Here is a 17,901-nt window from a genome sequence, read left to right as displayed (position 1 = left end):
ATTGAAAGGAGCGCTTCCCATGCCAGATTCTCTCGCTTATTATATTACTGCCCTGAGAAAAGATCTGAATGCCTATTCCGATGCCAGACTCAAGCAGTACGGTCTTACGGATGGCCTGTTTTATTATATTATTTACATTGGTAAAAATCCCGGTTGTTCACTCAGTGATGCCGCCCATTTTCTCAGGGCAGACAACGGGCATGTGACCCGGTGCATTGGCAAACTGGAACAGTTAGGCTACGTGGTCCGCACCCGCGATACCGTAGATCACCGGCATTACCATTTAACGCTTACATCGCAGGGGGAAGCCATTTTCAAGGAACTTCATACTCTGCTTCATGACTGGGATGAGATCGTCTGCCGGAACTTGAACGACGGGCAGAGAGAACAGCTTTTGGAATTGCTCCGGCGCGTCTGCACTCAGGAAGGCGGTAGAGGGGGACAGAGCCATGTATGAGACGATTAACAGCCCATTCAAGCTGGGTAATGTAACCCTGAAAAACAGAATTATCTTCGCCCCTACCTCCATGGGCCTTAAGGAAGAGGAGTACTTGGAAAAACTGGGCGCCATCGCCCGGGGCGGAACAGCCATGATCATCATCGGGGATGTTCCTGTACTGAAAAGCCCATTTCTGTCCCTGTACAGCCGGAAAGGATTTCTCCGTTACCGCAGGATCACGGAAACGATTCACGAAAACGGCGCCCTGGCGGCCGCCCAGCTGCATATGTCGGACTCACAGTTCCGTAGTCTGATCAAATATCTGCCGGGCATGATCACCGGAAAGATCAAACCGGAGGAGATGAGAGTCCTTTTAAACGATACGGTATCCGGCTATATAACCGGCCTGACCGACAAGAGAATCACCGAGATCACACAGGGCTTCGCCAAAGCGGCCGTTTTAGCAAAGGAAGCCGGATTTGATGTCATTCAAATCCACGGCGACCGGATGTGCGGAAGTTTTTCTTCCTCCATTTACAATCAGCGCACAGACCGGTATGGAGGGAGTGCGGAGAACCGGGCTCGTTTTGCCTGCGAAGCAGTCGCCGCCGTCCGGAAAGCACTTCCCGATATGACCATCGATTATAAGCTGGCAGTCCGTCAGGAAGATCCCCATTATGGCAATGCCGGGGTACTGAAGGAAGAGCTTCCGGTCTTTGTTCCGCTCTTAGAGCAGGCTGGCGTGAACAGCTTTCACGTCACTCTGGCCAACCATTCCGACTTAAGCGATACCATACCGCCGGCCTCACATCCCTATTTTCACGGGCAGGGCTGCTTTTTACCCTTCTGTGATGAGGTCAGCCGTCTGACCGATTTACCGGTCTGCGGAGTTGGACGGCTCTGTTCTCCTGATTTCGTGGAAGAACAGTTGAAATCAGGACGAATCCAACTGGCCGCCATGAGCCGCCAGCTGATCGCAGATCCCGAATGGGTTAAAAAAACCGCCTCCGGCGCCGGTTCTCAGATTTTCACCTGCACAGGATGCAACCGGGAGTGCCTGGGAGGTATGCAGGCCCATAAAGGAGTGCATTGTATTCGGGATCGTATAAAAACTACTAATGAATCACTCAGCCATGAAAGGAAGGTCTTACCATGAAGCATTCAAAACTCTATGCCTGTCTCTCTTACTTAAGTATTTTAATCATCATCCCCGCGCTTGTCCCCGGGAAAGACTCATTCGTGCGCTTCCATTTAAACCAGGGGCTGATTCTCCTGATTGCCAACATTCTGTTCGGCTGCATTTCTTTTATTCCGCACATGACTTTGGCCGGCGATCTTTTAAACTGTATTGTGCTGATTCTGGCTGTTATGGGGATCGTATCCGCCATTCAGGGGCAGAAGAAAAAGCTGCCTGTTATTGGCAGGATTCAGTTGATTCGGTGATGGCAAGTATAAAACAGAAAAGGCCGGCACCCATATGGATACCGGCCCCATGCCTACAGATTCTCCGCAAACGTCCTGACCTGTGCAAGCGCCGCGGACTGATAGATACTTCCCTTCTCCACCATACCAGGCGCCGTAAAAGCTCCTTTATTCTCCCACTTTAAGTAATCGCAGATGTCCTTTAACTGGGCCTGGGCCGCGTTATAGACTCCCGGCGAGCCGGAATCCAGCAGCATAGCCGCCGAAGTAATGTGAAATCCCGTTTTGGCGCACGCATACATCCGGTCGATAAAGCACTTGATCTGTGCCGAAATATCGAACCAGTAGATGGGCGATGCCAGTACCAGCATATCCGCTTTATGTACATCCTGCAAAATCTCGTTCATATCATCATTCTGCACACAGACGCCGTCATGGGTAAAACAGTACTCGCAGGCCAGACAGGGGCCTACCTTCAGCCGGCTTAACTTCCGCACGGTCACCTCGTGGCCGCTCTCCTTCGCGGCCTGAGCAAATGCATCCGCCAGTATCTCTGTGTTACCGCCTTTTCTCGGACTTCCCGTTACTACTAAAATGTTCATATTAAAGCCTCCTTCTCCGCTGACCTGCCATGATGCTTCTATGATTAGTATAGGTGGATTGGGGCTGTTTTTCAAGTGTTTTTGGGGGTCTTATTTATTCATTTCCCGACACAGCCTCATGCGTCTTATGCCGTCAAAATCTCCACCAGCGCCCCCTTAATCTCCCCATCAATCTCCATCGCCTGCAGCTCCGAAAGAAAGACCTTCAAACTCTTCCCTACCCGGATCCGCCTAAACAACATTTCCTTTGTCTCAAACTCGATCTCCGCCTGATTCAAAAACTCAAAGGCAAGTTTCTCCACCGGGTTTTCAGAAAGCTTCATGTTCGTCTCAAAGCTTACAACCAGCGTTTCTGCGGTACTAACCTGATCGATCTCCAGGGTCAGTGTTCTGCGGTCCTCATCATAAGACCTTCTGCATGCGGTTTCCCCGCCATTCAGGCTCACATGGCACTCTGCATCCGTCACCGCGGCAAACTCCAGAACGTAATTTCTCTTCTCAGGTATCAGTTCCAGCGCTCCCCTGGCCGAATCAATGGTAAAGGTCTGTTTCTCCCCCTCCCAGTCAAGCTTCATCTCCGTCGTCACGCATACGCCCTGTTCGTAATCACACGTCTCATTGTCATCCTCATACAGCGTAAATGCGCCATCCGCGCCTCCGAAGATCCGGATTCGCAGAGTCTCCGGGTTTTTCGTAACATCGGCGGCCCCGGTGCTGTCCGTCATGGGAATCACACCTCCGGCCTTCACCAGTACCGGAATCGTCTCCAGCGGCCGGTAGAGTTCCATGACTCTTCCGCCTTCATACACCATATGGTTGAAGAAATCGATATAAATCCCTTCCGGAATCCATGCGCACACCTTTGCCTCGTTGATTTTCCGAATCCGCGGCGCGGTAATGGGAGCTACGATCATCTCGCTTCCGAAATAATACTGGTTGGCCGCCTCGTAGGCCTCCGCCGCTTCCGGATGCTTATAATACATCGGCATGATCATCGGCTCAGCCGACTCACTCGCCCGGTAGTTCATGGTATAAAGGTAAGGCATCAGACGGTGGCGCAGGCGCAGGAATTCCCCCATCACAGCCTCCGACTCCTTCTTAAAGCGCCACGGTTCTTTTCCATTAAATTCACTGCAGGAACTGTGAAGCCGCATAATCGGAGAAAATACGCCGAACTGCGCCCACCGCGCCTCCATCTCGTCGTCCTTATAGCCCCTCATGTGGCCTCCGATATCATGACTCCACCAGCCATAGCCGATATTGGAAGCGTTGGCCGTAAAATACGGCTGGAAATCGAGGGATTCCCATGTGGTGATGGTATCGCCAGAAAATCCTACCGGATACCTGTGGCTTCCCGGACCCGCATACCGGGAAAATGTCATCGGGCGTTTTCCCTCCCTCTTACTGTCCAGAAAATGGTAGTGATTCAGCAACCAAAGCGGATCCAGTCCCGGAATTTTGCTGTTATTCCCCTGCTGCCAGTCCACCCACCAGAAATCCACGCCCATTTCCTCATAAGGATGGTGCGCATACTCAAGATAAGCCTCCAGAAAAGCCGGATCCGCAATATCAAAGTTAATCGGATCTTCCTTTTCCCAGTCCACGCCCAGCGCTCTGGCCATATCCGGATACATTTCCTCAAAGCCCCGGACGCCTTCCGCCGGATGGACATTCAGAGTCGTCCGCATCCCGCGTTTATGAAGCGTCTGAAGAAAACGCTTCGGATCGGGAAACAGGCTGCGATTCCACGTATACCCGGTCCATCCGCTGCCGTATTTCGGATCGATATCCACCAGATGCCAGTCCATATCGATGACAGCCACCGTAAATGGGATATCTTCACGCTCGAACCGGTCCATTAAAGCCAGATACGATTCCTCCGTATACTTATAGTACCTGCTCCACCAGTTCCCGAGGGCAAAGCGAGGAAGCATGGGCGATCTGCCGCTGAGATAGTAAAAGTCCTTCAGGCATTCCAGATAGTCATGGCCGTAACCGAAGAAATAGATATCCTCGCCCCCGCCGCATCTCGGCTCAACCCAGCCGTCCTCTGTCAGGAGCATGCTTTTTCCATCATCAAGAACAGAATATCCAAACCGGGAAAGGACTCCGTGCTCCAGCTCCGTTGAGCCATCCACCTCGTCCAGTGTTCTTGCGGTTCCCTTCAGATCATGAATTTCCTCAGAATAATGCCAGATGCTGTGATATGCACTTAAGTTTCCAATCACCTGGATACTCAATCCGTTTTTAGAGAATTTCTTCTCATCATAAATCAGATGAATCCGTTTTGTCAGAATCTCAATCCCGTCTTCCGTCTTAATGACCCGATACCGGGTTGGTTTAAAATCACGGTTCCACGCCATCTGTGAGGGACGGTCTTCAAAATGGCCGTTTTCCTGATATTCCAGCCGGATCAGTCCGTCCGTCAGTACGCTGATACGGTAGCAATCGCCCAGCACTATATTTTCCCCGCAGGCTGCAGGATTTGTCTTTACCTTAAATATATCTCTCATCACCATATTCTCCTTCTGTCTTTAACCCTTTACTGCCGACGCGGCGATTCCTGCGATAAACTGTTTCTGGAAGAATAAGTAAACCGCCAGAACCGGTATGATTGAAATCGTAGTGGCTGCAAACAGTGCGCCGTAATCTGTGGAATACTGCCCGTTAAACATCTTAAGACCCACGGACAGAAGCTGTTTCCTGCTGTCATCAATAACCAGATAAGGCCAGAGGAAATCTTCCCACGCCCATAAAAACTGGAATATCGCAATACTGGAAATCCCGTTCTTTGACATGGGGATCACAATCTTATGGAAGATATAAAACTCATTTGCCCCGTCAATTCTGGCGGCCTCCAGTATTTCATTGGGCACGGATGCAATATGCTGTTTCATCATAAAGATACCGAAGCCGGAAAATGACGCAGGCACGATCAGCGCGGCATAGGAGTTCATCCAGCCAAAGGCCTTAATCATGGAGTATCTTGGAATGATGGTAACACACCATGGAATCATCATGGTCGCCAGCACAAGGCCGAAGAGCGCGTCTCTTCCTTTAAATTTATATTTGCTGAGTACGAATCCGCACAGGGTGCTGGTATAGATCACGATCACTGTGATAGCCAGCGTAATAAAAATACTGTTTGTAAAGAATCTCATGAAGTTAAAATGAGCATTCATGGACACGTAATTTCCCGCCGTAAACAGCTTTGGCAGGAAGGTCTGATGCAGGGCCACAATCTCACTGTTTTTCTTAAAAGAGGAGGCCAGCATCCATAAAAACGGATACACGGTCACGACTCCCAGTACCAGCAAAACAAGATTCAGTACGATACTGCTTACCTTCTTTTTCATGACATTTCCTCCTTATTCCGAATCCCCGGATACCCGGAATGACAGCCAGGTAAATACCGCGGTGATGACAAACAGTACAAAGGACATCGCGGATGCATACCCGAAATTGTATTTCACGAATGCCTCATTATAAATAATATAAGAGGAGAGGTAGGTGGCTGTTCCCGGACCGCCTTCCGTCAGGATCAACACCTGTACATACGCCTGGATATAGGAAATGATGGACGTAATCACCACAAACAGCGTCATGGGCTTCAACAGCGGAAGTGTTAAATACTTGAAGGTCTGCCAGGAAGACGCGCCATCCACTCTCGCCGCCTCCATGGCATCGCTGGGAAGGGAGTAGAGGCCTGCCATAAACATAACGACCGCATAGCCGAAATCCTTCCAGATCGTCATAATCATAATGGCAAGCAGCGCCGTCTTCGGATTCATCAGCCAGTTGATATCAAGTCCCAGGATCTGATTGATCGCACCAATCTGCGGATTATACAGGAATTTCCACACAAAGGCCACCGCCACCATCGGCGTAACCACCGGCATGTAATAAATTGCGCGGAAAAAGCTTTTATGCTTAATCAGGTTTGAGTAGATGGCTATAGCAATCGCAAGGCCCAGCCCTACCCGGAAGAAGATAACTACAACAGAAAATATCAGGGTATTGAGCATGGATTTGCCAAAAAGCGCGCTGGTAAATACACTAACATAATTTTCAATACCATTGAACCGGTAAATGCCGCTCAGCGGATTCCATTCGTGAAAGCTGCCTGCAAATGCGATCCCAATCGGCACCAGCAAAAATACCGTATAGAACAGGAGCATTCCGGTCACTGTGATATTGCGGAGCAGAATTTCACTTTTGCTCTGCAGGGGATTTGTTTTACGGAACATGGTTTTCCCTCCTCTACTCCGCGTATTTATAAAGGCTTTCTACTGATTCAAAACTGCTGTTCTTCATGTCGTTATGTATAGTCTCTTCAGCCTCGGCCAACGCATCGTTAATGGACATGCCGTTAAAGAATACATTTTCACCGGCAGTCTTTAAAGATGTCTCCATGGTCGCCGGCATCGGACCCGGCCAGATGTAACGGTCGATGTGATCCGCCAGAACCGCCATGGACGGATTGGCCAGAATCTCCGCATCCTCAGCCAGTGATTTCTTCGCCGGGAAGGTACTCATGGCAATGTTGAATTTCTTCTGAATGTCATTGTTTGCCAGGAAATACTTCACAATATCCTGTGCAACGGCCTGCTGATCCACGGGAGCATTCTTATTGATACCAAATGTAGACTCGCCGTTATACCGGTTATAAGCATATGGATTTTCCTCAAATACCGGAATCTCAAAGACGCCAAAGTTGATATCCGGGAAGTTTGTCTTTAACGTATTGTTAAAATGGCCCCACTGGATTGTCATGGCTGACTGTCCCTGTCCAAAGCTGTCCGCGCCCTCTGCTCCGAAATCCTTGGAACCGACTCCGTCAACCTCGTATAAATCCACCAGAAGCTGCATAACCGCCTTCATGGCGTCATTATTGACAGTAGCTGTCTTTTTGTCATCTTCGAATAAATCCTGGCCCAGCTGGTAATTCAAGCCCAGTAGGTAATTCTGATGGAAGGTTCCATTAAAGTTTAACCCGGCCTGTACAAAGCTGTTACCATCTTTGATGGTCAGCTTCTTCGCCACTTCCCGCATCTCATCCCAGGTCTTTGGATAATCCGCGTCTGTAAGCCCCGCGGCCTCCCACATGTCCTTGTTATAGTAAACAGAGCCTGTCATGATGCCGTAGTCAATATAGTAAACCTTGCCGTCGATGACATGGGCGCTTACGCCGTTAAAATCCGCATCCAAATCGTCTGATGATACCTCATACGGGGCCATATAGTTAATCAGGTTTTCATGCTGGCTGTTATGTACGTTAAAAATTGCAGGTCCGTTTGCACCGCCAAGCGAAAGAGGAAGTTTAGTCCAGTAGTCGTCCCATGGATTGTTGACCAGTTTGATGGAAACATTGGGGTGAATCGCTGTATAACCGTCGATCAGCTCCTGAAACAGATTGTCACTGCCCCATTCCCAGAATTCAACGGAAATGTCTTTTCCATCGTTAATTGGCAACGACGGATCATACTTTACCGTATCGCCAAACGGTTCTGTCGGCACGTTTACCGCTGCGCTCTCCACAGCCTTTTTCCCGTCCGAGCTGCCGCATCCCGTAAGACTTGTCACCATCATCGCCGCAGCCAGGCCGGCTGCTATCCAGCATTTCTTCATTTTAAACTCCTCCTTGTTCTTTTCGCGTGGTCACCGTTTCAGTCTCTGTTTTCTGAAAACGGTAATCGCTGCAATTGGTTTCATTAAGGTTTAGCGTTAAATCTAACATGAGAATACCACTCGAACGAGACACTGTCAATATTATTTTTATATTTTGTCATTTTTAAATAGTTTAAACCCATTTAAACTATGCACTTATACCAAAGCTTGTCAAAATGCAATTGCGTTTTTCAACTTCATAGTGTATAATATATTTAGCGCTAAATACAATTTAAGAAAAGGGGGATAAAAACATGACATTAAAAGATATTGCAGAAAAAGCCGGCGTCAGCATGATGACCGTGTCCAACGTCATCAATGGAAAGCACAGCCGCGTTTCTGCCGCAACCATAGAAAAAGTAAATTCCATTATAAAAGAGTACAATTACGTTCCGAACCTGTCTGCAAGGAGCCTGACGGTCAAATCCTCTCATATTATAGGAGTTATCGTCCCCCTGGATGACAAGGAGGACAACGGAACTTCGGTTAGCTACTTTGACAATCCGTACGTCAGCTCCATGATCGGCGTGATTGAAAGAGAGCTGCGTGACAACGGATACTTCGTCATGATACGCGCAGTCCGGTCTCAGGATGATTTGTCTATATTGATGCGCAACTGGAACGTTGACGGCGCAATCTTTCTCTATCCCCGCCTGGGAGACCGTTTTGAGGATTCCATCAACGCGATTGTTGCAGAGACTCATCTTCCCGTAGTCCTTTTCGACGCAAGAACAGACAATCCGGAGGTCATCAATGTCTGTTCCGACGACCGAAAGGGCTGTTACCTCTCGACTCGCTATCTCATTAACCGCGGACATAAAAAAATTGCCTTCGTGGCAAATTACGAAGGCAATCCTCTTTTAACAGACCGATTTGAAGGCTACCAGACCGCCATGGAAGAAAGCGGACTCGGATGTGATCCCAACTGTATCTTTTCCTATTCCCCCTCATACGAGGAAGGGGTCGCCGCCGGCAAGGCCATCGCGGCCAGCGCCCTTAAGATCACCGGGCTTGTCACCACGGCCGATATCTGCGCCATCGGCATCATGGAGGGCGCCAGACTGGGGGGCCTGCGGATTCCTACGGATCTCTCCGTCATCGGCTACGATAATCTGGCAGTATCCACCTATACGACGCCGAAGCTGACAACGATCTCACAGAATGTCATCAAAAAGGCTGAAACAGCCATGGAACTGCTGCTGGAAAAACTCCGCACCGGACGTGTGGAGCAGCCGCATGTCCAGTTGGATGTGGAGCTGGTGGAGCGGCAGTCTACGCTGTCGCTGCTGTAATGCCTGAGGTCAGCGGGCCATCAACCAGGCAAAAAAACAGAGAGCCTTATGCTCCCCGTTTTCTGTCCATCACCTTGCAGTACACGACGGCCACGATCGTACTGGCCAGCGTAGCCACAATTGCCGGTCCTACCACTGCCGCCGGATTCGTACTCCCATACTGACTCCGGTACGCAATCATGTTGACAGGAATCAGCTGAAGGGATGAGATATTAATAATTAAAAACGTACACATTTCATTGCTGGCTGTTCCCAGTGGTACGGCGCGCGGTGACTTCTGCATCTGGCGCTTCTTAGAGCCATCCAGACTATTTCTCCCTGATTCTGTCTGCTCTTCCTCCCGCCGCTCCTCCTCCAGCTCCTGAAGGGATTCCATGGCCTTTAACCCGGCCGGCGTAGCGGCCCAGCCCAGGCCCAGGATGTTGGCAATGATATTCGTGGCGATGTGATCCATGGCGGGATGATCCTTCGGTATTCTGGGAAAAAGAAAACGAAGCACCGGCCCCATCCTCCGGGACAACCGTTCAATCAGGCCGGACTTCTGTCCGATCTCCATGATCCCGGTCCAGAAGGACATCACTCCCAACATTGTGATACACAGCATGACAGCTTCCTTTGCCGACGAGAGCGCCCCGTCGGTAACCGCGCTTAAATTTCCATGGAACGCCGCCCATAAAACGCCTACCACCATCATAAACGCCCAGAGATAATTTAACATACTAATTCAACCGCCGTGGTGATTTTATTACTATTTTATGATTTTCGAAATTGTTTTATAACCGAATATTATTTAACTTTTTTCTGTTTCGCTGTGGTAAATCTGTTTTCTTCTACTCCCCCATCAAATCCCTCATTACCTCATCCACCGTTTCAATCCGCTCCGCCCGGAACGCATTGCTTCCGCAGAACACAAGCCCTTCATCCGTATTCCCTTCCGCGGAATTCACCAGTGCCTTGGTGATACAGTAGGGAATCGTCTTCTTATCGCATTTCTCGAGACACTGGTAGCAATGTTCCAGCTTAAACGGAGTCTGCCCGACACCGCTTAAGAATGCGTTATTGATCGCCCGTCCGGGCATGCCTACGGGACTCTTTGTGATTACTATATTTTCCTTTGACGCGTGAAGATACGCCTGCTTAAATTCGTTCGGTGCGTCACATTCCTCTGTGGTCACAAAACGCGTCGCCACCTGGACGCCGTCGGCTCCCAGCTCCATCTGATGCATCACATCCTCATGGCTGTAGATTCCGCCCGCCGTCACGACAGGAATCTCTGTCTGGTACTTCTCGGCATACTCTCCTACCAGGCGGATAATTCCTCTGACCTCTTCGTCGTAGGCAGCCTGATCATACGTGTGTTCCACATCCGCAGTATCCACGCCCAGTGTCTCCAGGGATTCACGGGAAAAGCCCAGGTGGCCTCCCGCAAGCGGACCCTCTACCACGACCAGATCGGGAACGCGGTGAAACTTGCGGTCCCACATCTTTAAGATTACCATGGCAGACTTAACAGAGGATACGATCGGGGCGATCTTTGTCTTTACCTTTTCCCCGGCCGCGCCCATCTCTGCCGCAGCCTCGGCCAGATATGCCGGAAGGCTGGCGGGAAGACCGGCTCCGGAGATAATAATGTCCGCTCCTGCCTTAACCGCTTCCTTCACATACAGTGCGTAACTCTTCGTCGCCACCATAATATTAAATCCGATCACGCCTTCCGGGGATATTTCCCTGGCCTTCTTAAATTCTTTTCCGATCGCCCGGAGATTCGCCTCCAGCGGATGGTCTGCAAAATCCGGTTCCCGGAAGCCGATCTGTGCGGTAGAGATAATCCCCATACCGCCAGCCCTGGCCACAGCGCCCGCCAGGGAAGAAAGGCTGATTCCAACTCCCATTCCGCCCTGTATAACCGGCTTCGGAACCACGAGTTCTCCTATTACCAATGGTCTTAAATTTCCCATCACATTCTCCTAAATCTGTCATATCGCTCGGAGGCAATTTCTTCTTTCGGCACAGACGCGTATTTTATGAAAAATGCCTCCATGGCGCTGTCCATTTCCTTCGCCAGTTCCGCTAAATTCTCCGCTGCAGCCGGTTCTTCCTCAGCTATGATTCTTTCGATCAGGCCCAGTTCCATCAGATCCCTGGCGGTGATCTTCATGACTCGTGCCGCGTCGCTGGCCTTCTTGCTGTCCTTGTAAAGGATTGAGGCAAAGCCCTCCGGCGACAGAATCGAATAGATTGCATTTTCCAGCATCCAGACCTCATTGGCGACTGCCATCGCCAGCGCGCCGCCGCTTCCGCCTTCTCCAATGACGATGGAGAGAATCGGAACGGTTATGTCTGCCATTTCAAATATGTTTCTGGCAATCGCCTCGCCCTGTCCCCGCTCTTCCGCTTCCAGCCCGCAGAACGCGCCCGGCGTATCCACGAAACAGATAATGGGACGGCCAAAGGTTTCCGCCTGCTTCATCAGACGAAGCGCCTTCCTATAGCCCTCCGGAGAAGGCATGCCAAAGTTGCGTTTGATATTGTCCTTTGTATTCTTTCCCTTTTCCTGGCCGATCACTGTCACTGGCATACCGTGGAAAGAGGCGATACCGCCCACAATTGCACCGTCGTCGCCAAAGTAACGGTCCCCATGGAGTTCCATGAAATCGTCAAATACCGCGTTTATATAATCGCTGGCCACGGGACGTTCGGAGCTTCTGGAAAGCTGAACGGTATCCCATGGGCTCTTTTTATTTCTGCGAAACTTCGTCTTTTTCTCTTTTCCACTGGCTGCTTCGGATTTTCCGCAGTTATCCACATGGAAAAATGAGTTTTCACCGTTCTGCTCCTGATTCGGTGAGCGGTGAAGCTTTAAGATCGCAGAAATGGCATCTTTCATCGCTTCCCGCTTCACGATCTTATCCACAAAGCCGTGATCCTGCAAAAATTCAGAACGCTGGAATCCCTCCGGCAGCTTCTGTCCGATGGTCTGTTCGATGACTCTGGGGCCTGCAAAGCCGATTAATGCGCCCGGTTCTGCCAGAATGATATCGCCCAGCATGGCAAAGCTGGCCGTCACGCCTCCGGTAGTCGGATCGGTCAGAACGCTGACAAACAGCTGTCCTGCCTTGTGATGGCGCTTTAAAGCCGCGGAGGTCTTTGCCATCTGCATCAGGGATACGATTCCCTCCTGCATTCTGGCGCCTCCGGAACAGGCGAAAATGACAACAGGAAGCTGCTCCTTAGTGGCTCTCTCCACTGCTCTCGCTATCTTTTCACCCACCACATGGCCCATGCTGCTCATGATAAATCTGGCGTCACAGACACCGATTACCGCAGGCTCTCCGCCTATGGTGCATTTTCCGGTTACGATCGCTTCGTTTAACTTTGTTTTCTCCCTGGCCGCCTCGATTTTCTTTTCATATCCCGGAAAATCCAGCGGGTTCGCAAATTCCATCTCCTTATCCCATTCCTCAAAGCTTCCTGCATCCGCAGTCATCTCGATTCTGCGATAGGCGTGGACCCGGAAATAGCCTTTGCATTTGGGACAGATATAGAAATTACTTCTCACATCTTCCGCGTAAATGGGCTGACCGCATTTGTTGCACTTTCTCCACAGACCAGCCGGGATATTCGGTTCGTCTGCTTTGTCTGGCGTCTTGTATTTGCTGTCGATCAGTGTGTATGTTTTTTTAAACATGTCTCTTAACATGGGTTTTGCTCCTTATGAAAATGAAATGAGGACTGGTGGGATGATTCAGCTGCTTCAGCCGCAGTGGACAGACATGGAACACCTTTGGCACCCCATGTCTGTCGGGCATTCGCCCCATACCCAGATGAAACTCCGCATTTCCAGATACAAGCGAGCTTGCATCTGAAAACACGAAATTTCATCCGGGTGCACTGCTCATTGCTTACGCAAAGTACTTCGGTATGAAATCCGTGTCAATGTCTCCGGACTGATACGCTTCATGACTTAAAATATCAAACTGGAAGTCCACGTTTGTCTCGATTCCCTCTATAATCAATTCGCCCAGCGCACTACGCATCTTGGCAATCGCCTCGGTGCGGTCTTTTCCATGGACGATCAGTTTCATCAGCATGGAATCGTAGTTTGCCGGTACTTTGTAGTCGTTGTAAATATGTGTGTCCACACGGACGCCGTTGCCGCCTGGAACGTGGACATTGGTGATCAGTCCCGGACATGGCATGAAATTCTTTTCCGGATTTTCCGCGTTGATTCTGCACTCGATGGCGTGGCCCGTGATCTTTACGTCTTTCTGGGTTACGCTTAAGGGCTCTCCCGCGGCCACACGGATCTGTTCCTTGATTAAATCCAGCCCGGATACCAGCTCTGTTACCGGATGCTCTACCTGAATTCTGGTGTTCATCTCCATGAAATAGAAATTCTTGTGCTTATCTAAAAGGAATTCTATGGTTCCGGCGTTTTCGTAGCCGACGGATTTCGCCGCCAGTACCGCGGTCTCCCCCATCTTCCTCCGAAGCTCTTCTGATATAGCCGCAGAGGGGGATTCCTCCAGTACCTTCTGGTGGCGCCTCTGTATAGAACAGTCACGTTCACCTAAATGCACCACATTGCCAAACTTATCCGCCATGATCTGGAACTCGATATGCCTCGGCTTCTCGATGTATTTCTCAATATACATGGTGTCATCGGAAAATCCCTTGATAGACTCCATCTGCGCATTCTGGAAATTAGCATCGAAATCTTCCGATCCACGGGAGATACGCATGCCCTTTCCGCCGCCGCCCGACGATGCCTTAATCATCACCGGATATCCGATCTTTTCCGCTACAAGGCGAGCTTCTTCCACTTCGTGGACCGCCTCCTTGCCGCCCGGTACTACCGGCACGCCGGCGTCCATCATGGTCTTTCTGGCTTCGGATTTATTCCCCATCCGGTTAATAATATCCGCGGATGGGCCGATAAATGTGATGTTGCATTTCTCACATAATTCTGCAAATCTGGCGTTCTCCGAGAGAAAACCAAAGCCCGGATGGATCGCATCCGCCTTCATGGCCACTGTGGCCGTCAGGATCCGCTCCATGTTTAAGTAACTCTGGGTGGAAGGAGCCGGGCCGATGCAGATGGCCTCGTCTGCCAGAAGTGTATGCAGACAGTCGCGGTCCGCCTCGGAATAGACCGCCACGGTCTTGATTCCCATTTCCCGGCACGCCCGGATTATACGCACCGCGATCTCGCCGCGGTTTGCAATTAATATTTTATCAAACATATGACGACCACCTATCCAATCATAAATGTCAGTTCCGCGGAAGCGGCAATTTTTCCGTCAACCGTTGCTACAGCCCTGCCGATGCCTACCGGACCCTTGCGCTTGATGATTTCACATTCCAGACGCATACGGTCGCCGGGAACTACCTTATATTTGAACTTTGCCTTGTCGATACCACCAAAGAATACCAGCTTTCCCTTATTGGCCTCTTCGCTTAAAATTGCGACGGCTCCGACCTGCGCCAGCGCCTCAATTCTCAGCACGCCCGGCATAACCGGTTCCTGCGGGAAATGTCCCTGGAAATACGGCTCATTAAACGTAACGCATTTATATCCTACGGCGCGGACGCCCGGTTCCAGCTCTTCAATGCAGTCTACCAGCAAAAACGGATGCCTGTGCGGAATAATTTCTTCAATTTCCTTAATACCTAACATGACTCTCTCTCCTCTTTATGAAAAAAGAGCCCCAACCAATTTAATACCCTGTCATTTCTTAAAAATCGGCTGAACCTCTTTTCAACTTTTTCTTTCCTGTCAATCACAGCCCTGGATCGCTTCTTACCGGATTCTGAACAGGGGCTGGCCATACTCCACCACGTTTTCGTTGCCGACGAGAACGGCTTCCACGATGCCGTCAAACTCGCTCTCAATCTCATTCATCAGCTTCATGGCTTCGATGATTCCAAGGGTCTGGCCCTTCTTTACCGCATCGCCCACCTTGACGAACGGTTCGGCATCCGGTGAAGAGGAATTATAGAAGGTTCCCACTAACGGTGACGCCACGATCTTATCGGAGTCAATGGCTGCGGCCGTGTTTTCCGCGGTCTGCGCGCCTTCGCCGCTGCCGGCCGGCGCGGTATATTCTGCTGCCGGAAGCGCTGCCATCTCTACAGCCACGCCTGCTGCCGGTATCATCTGCTGCACCGCGCTATTTCCCGCTACGGTTATAATCTGTTCTTTTTCTTTTTTGATGGAAAGCTTCAAGTTGCCTTCCTCTATCTTAAAACTGGTCAGGCCATTCTCTGAAACCGCCTGCATCAGTCTGATGATATCATTGATCTCCATATCCGGCCTCCTACTGTTCGAACTTTTTCACTAAAATACTGGCGTTATGACCGCCGAAGCCAAGAGAGTTGCTGATTGCCACATTGACATCACAGGAAACGCCCTCGCCCTTCGTGTAGTCTAAATCGCATCCTTCTCCCTCAGTCTCAAGACCCGCTGTCGCATGCACAAATCCATCCTGGATTGATTTCACACAGGTGATGAATTCCACGCCGCCTGCGGCCCCCAGAAGATGGCCGATCATGGACTTGGTAGAATTGATCTTAACCTCCCCCGCATGGTCGCCGAGCGCTGATTTGATCGCCATGGTCTCGAATAAGTCATTGTGATGCGTGCTGGTTCCGTGTGCGTTGACGTAATCCACGTCTTCCGGTCTGATACCGCCGTCCTGGATGGCATTCGTCATCGCTCTGGCCGCACCGCTTCCGTCCTCGGCCGGGGATGTGATATGGTATGCATCACAGGTTGAACCGTATCCGATCACCTCGGCGTATATCGTCGCATTTCTTGCGATTGCATGCTCCAGAGACTCCAGAACCACAACACCGGCGCCTTCGCCCATCACGAAACCGCTTCTGTCCTGATCGAACGGGATAGACGCGCGCATCGGATCCGTCACAGTGGTAAGCGCTGTCAGGGAGGTAAATCCAGCCACACCGATCGGTGCTATGCTGGCTTCCGTTCCACCTGCAACCATTACGTCCGCCTCACCGTACTGGATGGAACGGAACGCTTCACCGATCGAATGAGTACCTGTCGCACAGGCCGTTACCACGTTAAAGCATTTTCCCTTTAATCCGAACTGGATCGCCACATTACCGGCGGCCATGTTGCAGATCATCATCGGTACCAGCAGCGGATTTACACGGCCCGGTCCCTTTTCCAGGAGCTTTTTGTGTTCCCGCTCCATAGCCTGAAGGCTTCCGATTCCGGATCCCAGACATACGCCTACACGGTACGGGTCCTCCTGTTCCATATCAATGCCGGAATTCTCCAGTGCTTCCTTCGAAGCGGCTACGGCAAACTGGGAGAAACGTTCCATGCGCTTAGCAGCCTTCGGATCCATATAATTCTTAGGATCAAAATCCTTTACCTCGGCCGCAAGCTTTGCCTTATATTCGGTTGTATCAAACTGGGTAATCGGTCCGATTCCCACCTTTTTCTCTTTCAGTCCGTTCCAGAAACTCTCTACATCATTTCCGATCGGTGTAATTGCTCCCATACCTGTTACTACAACTCTTGTCTTCATGTCGCTCTCTCCTTATTACATCGCCATTCCGCCGTCCACGCAGATCACCTGGCCGGTAATGTAGCCTGCCGCACCGGAGGCCAGAAATGCCACTGCACCGGCAATATCTTCGGTGGTTCCAAAATGTTTCATCGGGATCTGTTCTGTCGCACCCGCCTTTACGGCATCGGACAGCACCTCCGTCATCTCTGTCTCAATAAATCCAGGCGCTACCGCGTTCACGGTGATTCCCCTGCTGGCCACTTCTCTGGCAAAGGATTTTGTCAGTCCGATCACACCGGCCTTGGCCGCGCAGTAATTGGCCTGCCCCGCATTGCCGAGCACACCGGAAACGGAAGAAATATTGATGATTCTGCCGCCTCTCTGTTTGATCATCTGGCGGGCTACATGCTTCATGCAGTTAAACACGCCCTTTAAGTTGGTATCGATAACCGCGTCGAAATCGCCCTCGGACATCTTCATCAGCAGATTATCCTTCGTGATTCCGGCGTTATTTACCAGAATATCGATAGAGCCATACTTCTTTATGACGCCGTCCATCATAGCCGCAACGCTCTCAAAATCAGACACGCTGCACTGGATGGCTTCCGCATGGCCTCCGCATGCCGTAATCTCATTTACCACTTCTTCCGCACGTTTCGCGGAACCATTATAATTGACAATGACAGTTGCGCCTTCCGCGGCCAGACGGAGCGCGATCGCCCGCCCGATTCCTCTTCCGGCTCCGGTCACAACAGCTGTTTTTCCTTCTAACATTCCGGCATCCTCCTCGCTATAGCTTTTCAATATCTTCCAGTTTTTCTATATTAATGACTTTTACATCTCTTGTTATCTTTCTCATGAATCCGGCCAGAGTCTTTCCCGGCCCGATTTCTATAAATGTATCCACTCCATCCTGCAGCATGGTTTCCACACTTTGCTGC

Annotated in this window: 17 protein-coding genes and 1 pseudogene; 4 read left to right on the top strand and 14 right to left on the bottom strand. The window is 50.6% G+C overall.

Going from position 1 to position 17,901, the window contains the following annotated elements; translation table 11 throughout:
* From bilQ to ACLTD4_RS27095, 3 genes are all read left to right on the top strand, one after another.
* A partial coding sequence (gene bilQ, locus ACLTD4_RS27105; RefSeq protein ID WP_412331715.1) for a bilirubin utilization transcriptional regulator BilQ occupies positions 1-457 on the top strand: 457 nt, incomplete at its 5' end.
* Positions 450-1,595, top strand: coding sequence for a bilirubin reductase (gene bilR / locus ACLTD4_RS27100; RefSeq protein WP_117622197.1), 1,146 nt, complete (start codon positions 450-452; stop codon positions 1,593-1,595). The genes bilQ and bilR, both read left to right, overlap by 8 nt.
* Entirely contained in the window at positions 1,592-1,882 is a 291-nt protein-coding gene (locus ACLTD4_RS27095; RefSeq protein WP_025529618.1) for a hypothetical protein, read from the top strand. Before bilR ends, ACLTD4_RS27095 begins: the two co-directional genes overlap by 4 nt.
* A 53-nt stretch (positions 1,883-1,935) precedes the next feature.
* On the opposite strand, the gene ACLTD4_RS27090 is transcribed toward ACLTD4_RS27095, so the two are convergent.
* From ACLTD4_RS27090 to ACLTD4_RS27070, 5 genes are all read right to left on the bottom strand, one after another.
* The gene (locus ACLTD4_RS27090) at positions 1,936-2,463 is read right to left on the bottom strand and encodes a flavodoxin family protein (RefSeq protein ID WP_117622196.1); all 528 of its coding nucleotides are present in this window, start codon (positions 2,461-2,463) and stop codon (positions 1,936-1,938) included.
* A 125-nt stretch (positions 2,464-2,588) separates the two neighbouring features.
* A complete protein-coding gene (locus ACLTD4_RS27085; protein ID WP_412331714.1) occupies positions 2,589-4,976 on the bottom strand; it encodes a TIM-barrel domain-containing protein in 2,388 nt (795 codons plus the stop codon).
* Positions 4,977-4,997: 21 nt separating this feature from the next.
* Positions 4,998-5,819: a carbohydrate ABC transporter permease gene (locus ACLTD4_RS27080; protein ID WP_412331713.1), complete on the bottom strand. Its 822-nt coding sequence runs from the start codon at positions 5,817-5,819 to the stop codon at positions 4,998-5,000.
* A gap of 12 nt (positions 5,820-5,831) precedes the next feature.
* On the bottom strand, positions 5,832-6,710 hold the full coding sequence (locus ACLTD4_RS27075; protein ID WP_320922110.1) for a sugar ABC transporter permease: 879 nt from the start codon (positions 6,708-6,710) through the stop codon (positions 5,832-5,834).
* 13 nt (positions 6,711-6,723) lie between these two features.
* Entirely contained in the window at positions 6,724-8,091 is a 1,368-nt protein-coding gene (locus ACLTD4_RS27070; RefSeq protein ID WP_412331712.1) for an extracellular solute-binding protein, read from the bottom strand.
* 293 nt (positions 8,092-8,384) lie between these two features.
* On the opposite strand from ACLTD4_RS27070, the gene ACLTD4_RS27065 reads away from it, so the two are divergent.
* Positions 8,385-9,422: a LacI family DNA-binding transcriptional regulator gene (locus ACLTD4_RS27065; RefSeq protein ID WP_412331711.1), complete on the top strand. Its 1,038-nt coding sequence runs from the start codon at positions 8,385-8,387 to the stop codon at positions 9,420-9,422.
* A 46-nt stretch (positions 9,423-9,468) separates the two neighbouring features.
* Here ACLTD4_RS27065 and ACLTD4_RS27060 read toward each other — a convergent pair whose 3' ends face one another.
* From ACLTD4_RS27060 to ACLTD4_RS27020, 9 genes and pseudogenes are all read right to left on the bottom strand, one after another.
* A complete protein-coding gene (locus ACLTD4_RS27060) occupies positions 9,469-10,140 on the bottom strand; it encodes a nucleoside recognition domain-containing protein (protein ID WP_117622188.1) in 672 nt (223 codons plus the stop codon).
* 112 nt (positions 10,141-10,252) lie between these two features.
* The gene (locus ACLTD4_RS27055; protein ID WP_055658346.1) at positions 10,253-11,380 is read right to left on the bottom strand and encodes an NAD(P)H-dependent flavin oxidoreductase; all 1,128 of its coding nucleotides are present in this window, start codon (positions 11,378-11,380) and stop codon (positions 10,253-10,255) included.
* Positions 11,380-13,122 (bottom strand): acetyl-CoA carboxylase carboxyltransferase subunit alpha, encoded by a 1,743-nt coding sequence (locus ACLTD4_RS27050; RefSeq protein WP_412331710.1) that lies wholly within the window; start codon positions 13,120-13,122, stop codon positions 11,380-11,382. The genes ACLTD4_RS27055 and ACLTD4_RS27050 overlap by 1 nt, the downstream gene beginning before the upstream one ends.
* 202 nt (positions 13,123-13,324) lie before the next feature.
* On the bottom strand, positions 13,325-14,665 hold the full coding sequence (locus ACLTD4_RS27045; RefSeq protein ID WP_002605464.1) for an acetyl-CoA carboxylase biotin carboxylase subunit: 1,341 nt from the start codon (positions 14,663-14,665) through the stop codon (positions 13,325-13,327).
* Between the two features lie 11 nt (positions 14,666-14,676).
* Complete coding sequence (gene fabZ / locus ACLTD4_RS27040; protein ID WP_002605463.1) at positions 14,677-15,099, bottom strand: 3-hydroxyacyl-ACP dehydratase FabZ; 423 nt, start codon at positions 15,097-15,099, stop codon at positions 14,677-14,679.
* Between the two features lie 123 nt (positions 15,100-15,222).
* The gene (gene accB / locus ACLTD4_RS27035) at positions 15,223-15,729 is read right to left on the bottom strand and encodes an acetyl-CoA carboxylase biotin carboxyl carrier protein (RefSeq protein WP_055658341.1); all 507 of its coding nucleotides are present in this window, start codon (positions 15,727-15,729) and stop codon (positions 15,223-15,225) included.
* A 10-nt stretch (positions 15,730-15,739) separates the two neighbouring features.
* A complete protein-coding gene (gene fabF, locus ACLTD4_RS27030; RefSeq protein ID WP_242353770.1) occupies positions 15,740-16,978 on the bottom strand; it encodes a beta-ketoacyl-ACP synthase II in 1,239 nt (412 codons plus the stop codon).
* Between the two features lie 15 nt (positions 16,979-16,993).
* Complete coding sequence (gene fabG, locus ACLTD4_RS27025; RefSeq protein WP_242353769.1) at positions 16,994-17,734, bottom strand: 3-oxoacyl-[acyl-carrier-protein] reductase; 741 nt, start codon at positions 17,732-17,734, stop codon at positions 16,994-16,996.
* Between the two features lie 16 nt (positions 17,735-17,750).
* Positions 17,751-17,901: pseudogene (locus ACLTD4_RS27020) on the bottom strand ([acyl-carrier-protein] S-malonyltransferase); the annotation flags it as partial.

Source organism: Hungatella sp. (genome assembly GCF_046966825.1).
Note: the sequence above shows the minus strand (reverse complement) of the source record. Positions and strands in the feature narration are given on the sequence as shown.

Bases quoted from the DNA above. Each gene is read 5' to 3' on its own strand.
- bilR (WP_117622197.1), top strand. From the start codon at position 450: ATGTATGAGACGATTAACAGCCCATTCAAGCTGGGTAATGTAACCCTG.
- ACLTD4_RS27095 (WP_025529618.1), top strand. From the start codon at position 1,592: ATGAAGCATTCAAAACTCTATGCCTGTCTCTCTTACTTAAGTATTTTA.
- ACLTD4_RS27090 (WP_117622196.1), bottom strand. From the start codon at position 2,463: ATGAACATTTTAGTAGTAACGGGAAGTCCGAGAAAAGGCGGTAACACA.
- ACLTD4_RS27085 (WP_412331714.1), bottom strand. From the start codon at position 4,976: ATGAGAGATATATTTAAGGTAAAGACAAATCCTGCAGCCTGCGGGGAA.
- ACLTD4_RS27080 (WP_412331713.1), bottom strand. From the start codon at position 5,819: ATGAAAAAGAAGGTAAGCAGTATCGTACTGAATCTTGTTTTGCTGGTA.
- ACLTD4_RS27075 (WP_320922110.1), bottom strand. From the start codon at position 6,710: ATGTTCCGTAAAACAAATCCCCTGCAGAGCAAAAGTGAAATTCTGCTC.
- ACLTD4_RS27070 (WP_412331712.1), bottom strand. From the start codon at position 8,091: ATGAAGAAATGCTGGATAGCAGCCGGCCTGGCTGCGGCGATGATGGTG.
- ACLTD4_RS27065 (WP_412331711.1), top strand. From the start codon at position 8,385: ATGACATTAAAAGATATTGCAGAAAAAGCCGGCGTCAGCATGATGACC.
- ACLTD4_RS27060 (WP_117622188.1), bottom strand. From the start codon at position 10,140: ATGTTAAATTATCTCTGGGCGTTTATGATGGTGGTAGGCGTTTTATGG.
- ACLTD4_RS27055 (WP_055658346.1), bottom strand. From the start codon at position 11,380: ATGGGAAATTTAAGACCATTGGTAATAGGAGAACTCGTGGTTCCGAAG.
- ACLTD4_RS27050 (WP_412331710.1), bottom strand. From the start codon at position 13,122: ATGTTAAGAGACATGTTTAAAAAAACATACACACTGATCGACAGCAAA.
- ACLTD4_RS27045 (WP_002605464.1), bottom strand. From the start codon at position 14,665: ATGTTTGATAAAATATTAATTGCAAACCGCGGCGAGATCGCGGTGCGT.
- fabZ (WP_002605463.1), bottom strand. From the start codon at position 15,099: ATGTTAGGTATTAAGGAAATTGAAGAAATTATTCCGCACAGGCATCCG.
- accB (WP_055658341.1), bottom strand. From the start codon at position 15,729: ATGGAGATCAATGATATCATCAGACTGATGCAGGCGGTTTCAGAGAAT.
- fabF (WP_242353770.1), bottom strand. From the start codon at position 16,978: ATGAAGACAAGAGTTGTAGTAACAGGTATGGGAGCAATTACACCGATC.
- fabG (WP_242353769.1), bottom strand. From the start codon at position 17,734: ATGTTAGAAGGAAAAACAGCTGTTGTGACCGGAGCCGGAAGAGGAATC.